Annotated in this window: 9 protein-coding genes; 4 read left to right on the plus strand and 5 right to left on the minus strand. The window is 61.6% G+C overall.

Annotated features, from left to right (window positions below):
- Positions 1 to 106: 106 nt before the first annotated feature.
- The gene (locus FEM54_RS18145; RefSeq protein ID WP_138452291.1) at positions 107 to 736 is read left to right on the plus strand and encodes a glutathione S-transferase family protein; all 630 of its coding nucleotides are present in this window, start codon (positions 107 to 109) and stop codon (positions 734 to 736) included.
- Positions 737 to 973: 237 nt separating this feature from the next.
- On the opposite strand, the gene creD is transcribed toward FEM54_RS18145, so the two are convergent.
- Genes creD through rloA2 form a run of 4 tightly spaced genes read right to left on the minus strand, consistent with a single transcriptional unit; the run spans position 974 to position 4,994 of the window.
- Entirely contained in the window at positions 974 to 2,326 is a 1,353-nt protein-coding gene (gene creD, locus FEM54_RS18150; protein WP_099550394.1) for a cell envelope integrity protein CreD, read from the minus strand.
- Positions 2,327 to 2,377: 51 nt separating this feature from the next.
- Complete coding sequence (gene creC, locus FEM54_RS18155; protein WP_017138004.1) at positions 2,378 to 3,817, minus strand: two-component system sensor histidine kinase CreC; 1,440 nt, start codon at positions 3,815 to 3,817, stop codon at positions 2,378 to 2,380.
- Positions 3,817 to 4,485: a two-component system response regulator CreB gene (creB, locus tag FEM54_RS18160; protein WP_017138003.1), complete on the minus strand. Its 669-nt coding sequence runs from the start codon at positions 4,483 to 4,485 to the stop codon at positions 3,817 to 3,819. Before creB ends, creC begins: the two co-directional genes overlap by 1 nt.
- Positions 4,486 to 4,493: 8 nt before the next feature.
- The gene (gene rloA2 / locus FEM54_RS18165) at positions 4,494 to 4,994 is read right to left on the minus strand and encodes a retropepsin-like aspartic peptidase RloA2 (protein ID WP_138452293.1); all 501 of its coding nucleotides are present in this window, start codon (positions 4,992 to 4,994) and stop codon (positions 4,494 to 4,496) included.
- A 196-nt stretch (positions 4,995 to 5,190) separates the two neighbouring features.
- Between rloA2 and FEM54_RS18170 the strand changes: the two genes are divergently transcribed.
- The gene (locus FEM54_RS18170; RefSeq protein ID WP_138452295.1) at positions 5,191 to 6,078 is read left to right on the plus strand and encodes an acyltransferase; all 888 of its coding nucleotides are present in this window, start codon (positions 5,191 to 5,193) and stop codon (positions 6,076 to 6,078) included.
- Here FEM54_RS18170 and FEM54_RS18175 read toward each other — a convergent pair.
- The gene (locus FEM54_RS18175; protein ID WP_017138000.1) at positions 6,075 to 6,647 is read right to left on the minus strand and encodes a DUF2780 domain-containing protein; all 573 of its coding nucleotides are present in this window, start codon (positions 6,645 to 6,647) and stop codon (positions 6,075 to 6,077) included. The genes FEM54_RS18170 and FEM54_RS18175 overlap by 4 nt on opposite strands.
- A 151-nt stretch (positions 6,648 to 6,798) precedes the next feature.
- Here FEM54_RS18175 and FEM54_RS18180 point away from each other — a divergent pair, with 151 nt between their 5' ends.
- Positions 6,799 to 7,425: a sigma-70 family RNA polymerase sigma factor gene (locus FEM54_RS18180; RefSeq protein WP_017137999.1), complete on the plus strand. Its 627-nt coding sequence runs from the start codon at positions 6,799 to 6,801 to the stop codon at positions 7,423 to 7,425.
- On the plus strand, positions 7,422 to 8,084 hold a 663-nt coding region (locus tag FEM54_RS18185), incomplete at its 3' end, for an anti-sigma factor (protein WP_138452297.1). The genes FEM54_RS18180 and FEM54_RS18185, both read left to right, overlap by 4 nt.

Genomic DNA, 8,084 nt, shown 5'->3' on the forward strand with positions numbered 1-8,084 from the left:
GTCAAGTGTGGGAGCTGGCTTGTCGAGTCGTCGCACCGCTGCGATAGGGCCTTCAAAAACAACCACAATCCTACTAGGCTAGCCCTGCCATTTCCGAGGAATGCCCATGTCCGCGCCCAGCATGACCTTGTTTCACAACCCCGCTTCACCCTTTGTTCGCAAAGTCCGCGTGCTGCTGATCGAGACCGGCCAGCAGCACCGCGTGGCCTTGCATGGCTGCATGCCGACGCCGGTCAACCCCGACGCACAGGTGGTGCAGGACAACCCCGTGGGCAAGATACCGGCCCTGCGCCTGGCCGATGGCTCGGTGCTGCACGACAGCCGGGTGATCCTCGATTACTTCGACCACCAGCACGTCGGCAACCCGCTGATCCCGCGTGACGGCTCGGCCCGCTGGCGCCGCCTCACCCTCGCCTCGATGGCCGACGGCATCATGGATGCCGCCGTGCTGGTGCGTTACGAGACCGCCATGCGCCCGGCAGAAAAACACTGGGACCAATGGCTGGAGGAGCAGCGCAACAAGATCCACCGCACCCTCGCCGAGCTGGAAAGCGATGCGATTGCCGAACTGGCCAGCCACTTCGACATCGCCGCCATCAGCGTGGCCTGCGCCCTGGGTTACCTGGACTTTCGCCACCCCGACCTGCAATGGCGCGCCAGCAACCCCAAGCTTGCCGACTGGTATGCCGAGGTCAGCCAACGGCCTTCGATGCTGGAGACTCAGCCACCGCTCTAACGGGATGAAACACGATCCCTTGTGGCGAGCGGGCTTGCCCCGCGTTGGGCCGCGAAGCGGCCCCAGTCAAGCAAAACGCGGTGTACCAGAAACGCCCCTGTGGCAGGTTTTGGGGCTGCTGCGCAGCCCAACGCGGGGCAAGCCCGCTCGCCACACAAAGCCCATTTGCCGCATAAAATAACGCATTGATTTTTCCGACCAATTGCGCGCGCACCTGCTGATCTTCACGCAACCCAATCATTGCGCCACCTCCCGACCTTTGCGCTTGCCCACGCCATACCAATCCAGTTTGCGCGTCAGCACCATCACCGTACCCAGCAGCCCGAACAGCAGCAGCGAGCCCATCAGCAGCGCGTAATCTTCAGCGCTCAGCAGCCCGTACAACAAGCCATACAACGCCGCCAACCCCGCCGAAAAGCCCAGGCCATGCACAACACTGCGCAGCACATGGCACACATAAAAGCCGATCAACAATACACAGGCACTCGCCGAGATCAGGTAGGCCAACGCAAAGCCCAGGTGCTCGGACAACGACAACAGCAGCAGGTAAAAGAACGCCAACGCGAAGCCCACCAACGCGTACTGAATCGGGTGTACCGCGAGGTTCTTCAGTACTTCGAAGAGGAAGAAGCCGGCAAACGTCAGGGCGATAAACAGCAGCGCGTATTTGATCGCGCGGTCGCTCTTGAGGTACTGGTCCACCGGGTCGATGAAGTTCACGCCAAAGCTGCGGTTGGTGAAGTCTTCACAGCCCTGGCGGTCCAGGCAGGTTTGCAGGGCTTGTTCGAGGTTGGTGGAGAAAAACGAAGTCTGCCAATTGGCGCTGAAGCCCTTGTCAGTGACCTCTCGCTGCGCCGGCAGGAAGTTGCCGATAAAACTGGGGTGCGGCCAGTTGGACGCGAGTGACACCTGGCTGGTCTTGCCCACCGGCACCACTTGCAACTGTTCGGTGCCCTGCAGGCGCAGGTCAAAAGCGAAGTCCACCACGCTCGGTTGTTTGCTGTCCTGCGCGGGCAGCGTCACATGCACGCCCTCGCCCAACCAGTCCACTTGCGAGCCTGGCGAGAACGCCAGGCGCTGGCTGCCCAGCTCAAGCTTCAGGGCGTTTTCGATGCCACGAATATCGCTGATACCCACCGCCAGAAACGCAGGCTCAAAACGGTAATCGGCAAAGTTTTCTGTAATGCCCAACTGCGCTGGCAACTCGAAACGCCCACTGATGCGGTTGTCTGCATGGAACAGTCGCGCCTGGTAGATGCCACGCGATCGCAGTTCGGTTTGCACCTTGCCGTCGAGTTCAAAGCGGTCCGGCAAAAAATACAGACGGCCGCGCTCTTCACGGGTTTCCTCGTAGCGTTTGTTGAGCTTTTCATTGAGTTTCCACTCGCGCACGGTCTTGCGATAGGGCACTACCATTACTGGGCCGGTAATGCGCTGGCTGTAGCTGGAGCTGCGGGCGATGTCCATCAATACGCCGTCGCGCAGTTGCTGGCGGTCGCTGATGATGCCGTTGATCATCAGCAGCGGAATCAGCAACAGCAGCATCAGCAGCGCAATGGCGCCAAGTTTGAACAGCAGGCTTCGGTTCATGGGGCTCTCCCTGTTTGGATGGGCAGAGCGTGAACCGCGCCTGTGGGAGATTTATGTGGGCACTGTGGAGACTGTGTGGAGATGCAGCACCACCTGCACGCCGCCTTGCACATTGCCGATCTGCAATGCGCCGCCGTGCAGCTTCATCACTTCTTCGACAAAATTGAGGCCCAGGCCGGTGCTTTTGCGCCCACTGACCGGGCGCGGCAACGAGTAGAAACGCTCGCTCAAGCGCGGCAAAGCGTAGTCGGGAATCGGCGCAGCCTGATTGAACAGGCTGACCTGCACGTCGTTATGCTGCGCCTGTGCGCTGAATCGCAAGGTGCCGCCGGGCGGTGTGAAGTCCAAGGCGTTATCGAGCAGGTTGCCCAGCGCCTGGCGCAGCAGGAAAGGCTCACCGAACACCTTCACATCCGCCGCTATCGTCTGTTCGACCTGCAGGCCGGCGCCTTCGATTCGTGCACATTGCGCCTTGAGTACCTCGTCGACCAAGGCCGCCAACGGCATGCGGGTCTGTTCTTCCAAACCCTGGCGCTGCTCCACCTGGGCAAGGTTAAGCAATCGCTCGATCAACTGCTGCAAGCGCGCACTTTCGCTGTCGATATTGCCGATAAAACGCTGCTGCTGCTCGCGGCTCATATCGCCCTGCAACAATTCCGCCGCGCCGCGAATGGCGGCCAGCGGGCTTTTCAATTCGTGGGTCAGGGTGTGCACGTAATGCTCCACGTAGGCCTTGCCTTCCAGCTGCGTGCGCATGTGCTCCACAGCGGTGGACAGCTGTTTGAGTTCGCCGCCACGGTAATGCGGCAACTCGGCCCGGCGCCCTTCGCTCACCGCCTGCGCATACGCTGTGAGCCGATGCAGCGCCACACTCAGCCACCACGACAGCAATGCGCCCAACAGCAGGCCCAAAACCACCAACCCGGCGCCGTACCAGAGCAAGCGGTTCTCGGTGCGATCCACATAAGGCTGCAACGAGCTGTTGGGCTTGGCCACCGTTACCACGCCGATGATTTGCCCGTTGTCGCGGATCGGCGCGCCCACGTGCATCACCGACGAAGTGGGATCGTCCAGCTCGCTGCGGGTGGAACGGGCGCCGTACTCACCCCGCAAGGTGAGGTACACGTCGTTCCACCGTGAATAGTCCTGCCCCACCGCTTCGCCCGTGGAATCGAGCAGCACGATGCCGTTGGCGTCGGTCACGTAGATGCGGTGGTTAACCTGGTTTTTCGGCAGGCCCCAGATGGTCGCGCCGGGCTGGCGATTGCCGTAGGCCTTGAGCAACTCAGGCCAGTGGCTTTGGCCGAGGGTATGATTTTTTACGTCATCGCGCAGGATCTCAGCCAGCAGGTTCGCCGTGTCCACCAAAGTTTCTTCGGTGGACTGGCGCACGCCGGGGCGGATTTCCTTCATCACCGTGTTGAGCACAAAGTAACCGGTGAGGCCGATAAACAGCGCATACACCAGGAAGATCCGCAGCCCCAGGCGCATCAGCTGTGGCTCGGGCTGTAGCTGTAGCCGAGGCCACGATGGGTCTGGATCGGCTCGGCATCCGCCGCAATGCCCCGCAGTTTGCTGCGCAGGCTTTTAATATGGCTGTCGATATTGCGCTCGTAGCCGGCATCGGCCGGCACGCCCACCGCGTCGAGCAATTGCTCGCGGCTGAACACCCGCTCGGGCTGCTCCAGCAAGCTTTGCAGCAGGCGAAATTCATGCCGCGTAAGGCTCAAAGCCTGGCCGCGATAACTGATCTGCATGCGCTCCAGATCGACCTGAAACACGGCCGGCGCGGCACCTGGGCTGACGCGTTTGAGAATCGCCCGAACCCGCGCCGCCACTTCCCGTGGGCTGAACGGCTTGACCACATAATCGTCGGCGCCGATCTCCAGGCCCACCACCCGGTCAATCTCGCCGTCGCGCGCACTGAGGAACATCACCGGCACTTCACTGAAGCGGCGCAGTTGCTTGCACGTCTCAAAGCCGGTGATGTCCGGCAGGCCGATGTCGAGGATGATCAGGTCGGCAGGCGTCTGGCGTTGATGCGCCAGCGCCTCCTGGCCAAGGCTCAGCCAGGTAGTGGTGAACCCCTCGCCTTGCAGGGCAAAGATCAGCGTGTCGGCTATCGCCGCTTCGTCTTCGACAATCAGGATGTGCGGCATAGGCTCGATCAGCAGTCCGGTTTGTCGGCAGTGTAACGACGGGCCGGGTTAACCGCCGCGCCGAACTCACGCAGGGCCTTGGCGCCGATCAGCAACGGGTAGTTGAAACTGCTGCGGTCAGTGAGGTTGACCTCGACGGTGCGCTTGACGTTGCCCAGGCACATTTCCAGGTCGATCACCGGGCGCTTGGCCACGGTGGCTTCGTCCTTGTCCTCGTCTTCATCGGCGCGGCTTTTGATTTTGCTGATGCGCGAGACTTTGTGTTCGTAGACCTTGTCGCTGGCGTCCTTGCCGCCGAGGCGGAAGCGCACCCAGTCGTCGCCATCGCGCTGGAAGGTTTCGATATCGCGGGCCGACAGCGAAGCGGTCAGCGCGCCGGTGTCCATCTTGGCCTTGAAGGTTTGGCCGATCTCCGGCAGTTGGATGTATTCGTAGCGACCGTAGAGGGTCGGTTCGGCGGCCATGACAGGCACGGCAGCCAGGGCGAGTAAGGCAAGGAGCAGTTTCACGAAGTGATTTCCTTGGAAAGAAGTAGGCGGATTCTAGACCGCAAAAGCGTTGTTTAGTTAGATCGTTCCCACGCTCTGCGTGGGAATGCAGCTCTGGACGCTCCGCGCCAGCTCACATTCGTGCAGCAATTTGCGATTTGGCCTCTAGACTCAGCTTGCTTATCATGGCCCGTCCACCCGACTCCAAGAGTTACTTATGCGCCGCCTGCTCACCGGCTGTTTTGTCACACTGCTGTTATTGCTCAACACCCTGGTGCTGTTCGGCCCGTTGATGGTGTTTGCCCTGCTCAAGCTGGTAGCGCCCGGCCGCTTTCGCGACTACGCCTCTTGGGCCGTGATGTGGATCGCCGAGACCTGGGCCGAGATCGACAAACTGATTTTCGCGCTGTGCATCCCCACCCAATGGGACATTCGTGGCGGCGACGAACTGCGCGGCGATACGTCTTACCTGGTGATCAGCAATCACCAATCCTGGGTCGACATTCCCGCGCTGATCCAGGCGCTCAACCGGCGTACGCCGTTCTTCAAATTCTTCCTGAAAAAAGAGCTGATCTGGGTGCCCTTCCTCGGCCTGGCCTGGTGGGCGCTGGATTACCCGTTCATGAAGCGCTACACCAAGGCCTTTCTGGCCAAACACCCGGAACTGGCGGGCCAGGATTTGAAGATCACCAAGCAGGCGTGCGAGCTGTTCAAGCGCCAACCGGTGACGGTGGTCAATTATCTGGAGGGCACACGGTTCAGCGAGGCCAAGCGCAAGCAGCAGGATTCGCCATTTGCCCGCTTACTCAAGCCCAAGGCGGGTGGCGTGGCGTTTGTGCTGGCGGCCATGGGTGAGAAATTGGACGCGGTCCTCGACGTGACGGTGGTCTACCCGCAGCAGAAGATCCCGGGGTTCTGGGACTTGATCTGCGGCACAGTGCCCAAGGTGATCATTGATATCCGCACCCGTGAGCTGGACCCGGCGTTGTGGCAAGGGGATTACGAGAATGACCCGGCGTTTCGCCAGACCGTCCAGAACTGGGTGAACCAGCTCTGGATGGAGAAGGATGCGCGCATCGCACAACTGCGCGCAGAGTCGCTTTAGCTGCCAGTACCCCAGGCCGAGGCCAGCTTGCCCAGCACCGATTCGCTGGCGCCCTGGCCGCCCAGGTACTTGAGGATCACCGGGGCAAATTGGCTGACCATGCCGCTGTCCATGCCCAACGCGCTGAAGGCGGTGTTCAGGTCGTTGGTGCTCTTCACGTTACCCAACAACCCGTCCAGGCCGCTGGTCTTGCTGCCGCCGCTCTGGCCGAGCATCCCGCTCAACGCGCCGAGGCTACCCAGGGAGTTGCTGCCCGAGAGTTGATCCAGGCCCGGCACACTCTTGCCCAGTTGCGAGTAGTCGGTACCGCTCAGTTTGTTCTTGGCCAGGCCCAGCATGGCGCCAGTACCGCCCACGGCTTGTTCGGGGGTGATGTTCAGTTGCGAGGTCAAGGCGCTCAGCAGGCCGGCGGTCTCAGAGCTAGGCGCCGCAGCCGCCGCCTTGTTGTTGCTGCCCTGGGCACCGGAGACGGCATTGGCCACGTCACCGAGGCTGAAACCTGCGGCAAACACCGGGCTGGCGGCCACGGTCAACAGGCAGGACAGGGCAAAACCGCGTGAAATCTTCATCAAGACAACCTCTGAATGTAGGAGCTAAAAGCAGGCGTTTGACTGACAGTCCCGAAGGAATGTTCCCACCTGCAGATTAGTTCAGAAAAATCTGCATCCAAATGTTCCCCGCGCGCGTATATCCCACAAGCGCCGCCCGGAGTCGGATGGAATGAATGCTCAAGCTGGACTACCCTCTGCCTACCGTGCGCAGTCCCGTCGCCCTCGAACGAGAGCCTGGAGAAGCCCTATTTCCATTCATGATGCTGACCCGTTGCAGCCCTTGCTGGCCCAATGTGCCCTGGGCAACCGACAGGCGTTCGAGACCCTTTACCGCAGTGTTTCGCCACGGCTGCACGGTGTCGCGTTTCGTTTCATGGGGCGCGCAGACCTGGCCGAAGAAGTGCTGCAGGAGGCCTTTGTGCGTATCTGGTACAACGCTTCGCGCTACGAGGCCCATTTGGCCGCGCCGATGACCTGGATGGTCAACATCACCCGCAACCTGGCCATCGACCAATTGCGCAAACACCGCGAACAGCCATTAGCTGAGGGCCAGCAAGACGCCATGCTCGACGACAGCCCCAGCGCCTACGAACAGCTCGACAGTGAGCGCGAAGCCCGCGCCCTCAACCGCTGCCTCGACACCCTCGACGGCATGCAACGCCAATCGATTACCGTGGCTTACTTCCAGGGCCTGTCGTGCTCGGAACTGGCCGACCACTTGGCGGCGCCCCTGGGCTCGGTCAAATCCTGGATTCGCCGCGGCATGGAGCGCCTGCGCAGGTGCCTTGAATCATGAACTACCAAACCACCACCCTGCGCCGCGCCCTCGCTGCCGATTACGCCATCGGTTTGATGCCCGCCACTGCCCGTCGGCGCTTTGAAAACCTGCTGCTGGACGATGCCGCGCTGCGCGTCGAACTCGGCCATTGGCAGGATGCCCTCGCCAGCCTGACTGGCGCCGTGCCCGAGCGGCCGGTGCCGGATCATGTGTGGGCAGGCATCAAGGCACGCATTGAGCCGCAAGTGCTGCACGTGCCGGCGAAGAAACCATTCTGGATGAGTTTTCGCCTGCTGGCCGCTGCCTGTGCGGTAGTTGTCGCAGTGCTGGTGGGCGTGCTGTATCAGCGGGACATCGGCGCCGAATACAACGCCACGTTGGTGGCTGCCAACCAGCAACCGGCGTTGCAGGTCCAGGCGTTTGGCGATCACCTGCAAGTCGAGCCACTCACATTGGCCGCCGTAGAGCCGACGCGTGCCCTGGAACTGTGGGTCATTGCGGCCGGTGGCAAACCCGTCTCCCTGGGCCTGGTGCCGAGCTCGGGTAAAGGCCGAATCCAGCTGAGCAAGGAACAGCAGGCGCTGTTGACTGCACCCGCGACCCTCGCCGTCAGCCTGGAGCCACAAGGCGGCTCACCCACCGGACAACCCACCGGCCCCGTGCTGTACCAAGGCGCC

The organism is Pseudomonas edaphica (assembly GCF_005863185.1).
GTDB classification, from domain to species: Bacteria; Pseudomonadota; Gammaproteobacteria; order Pseudomonadales; family Pseudomonadaceae; genus Aquipseudomonas; species Aquipseudomonas edaphica.

Coding starts and splice junctions, on each gene's coding strand:
- FEM54_RS18145 (WP_138452291.1), top strand. CDS start 107: ATGTCCGCGCCCAGCATGACCTTGTTTCACAACCCCGCTTCACCCTTT.
- creD (WP_099550394.1), bottom strand. CDS start 2,326: ATGAACCGAAGCCTGCTGTTCAAACTTGGCGCCATTGCGCTGCTGATG.
- creC (WP_017138004.1), bottom strand. CDS start 3,817: ATGCGCCTGGGGCTGCGGATCTTCCTGGTGTATGCGCTGTTTATCGGC.
- creB (WP_017138003.1), bottom strand. CDS start 4,485: ATGCCGCACATCCTGATTGTCGAAGACGAAGCGGCGATAGCCGACACG.
- FEM54_RS18170 (WP_138452295.1), top strand. CDS start 5,191: ATGCGCCGCCTGCTCACCGGCTGTTTTGTCACACTGCTGTTATTGCTC.
- FEM54_RS18175 (WP_017138000.1), bottom strand. CDS start 6,647: ATGAAGATTTCACGCGGTTTTGCCCTGTCCTGCCTGTTGACCGTGGCC.
- FEM54_RS18180 (WP_017137999.1), top strand. CDS start 6,799: ATGAATGCTCAAGCTGGACTACCCTCTGCCTACCGTGCGCAGTCCCGT.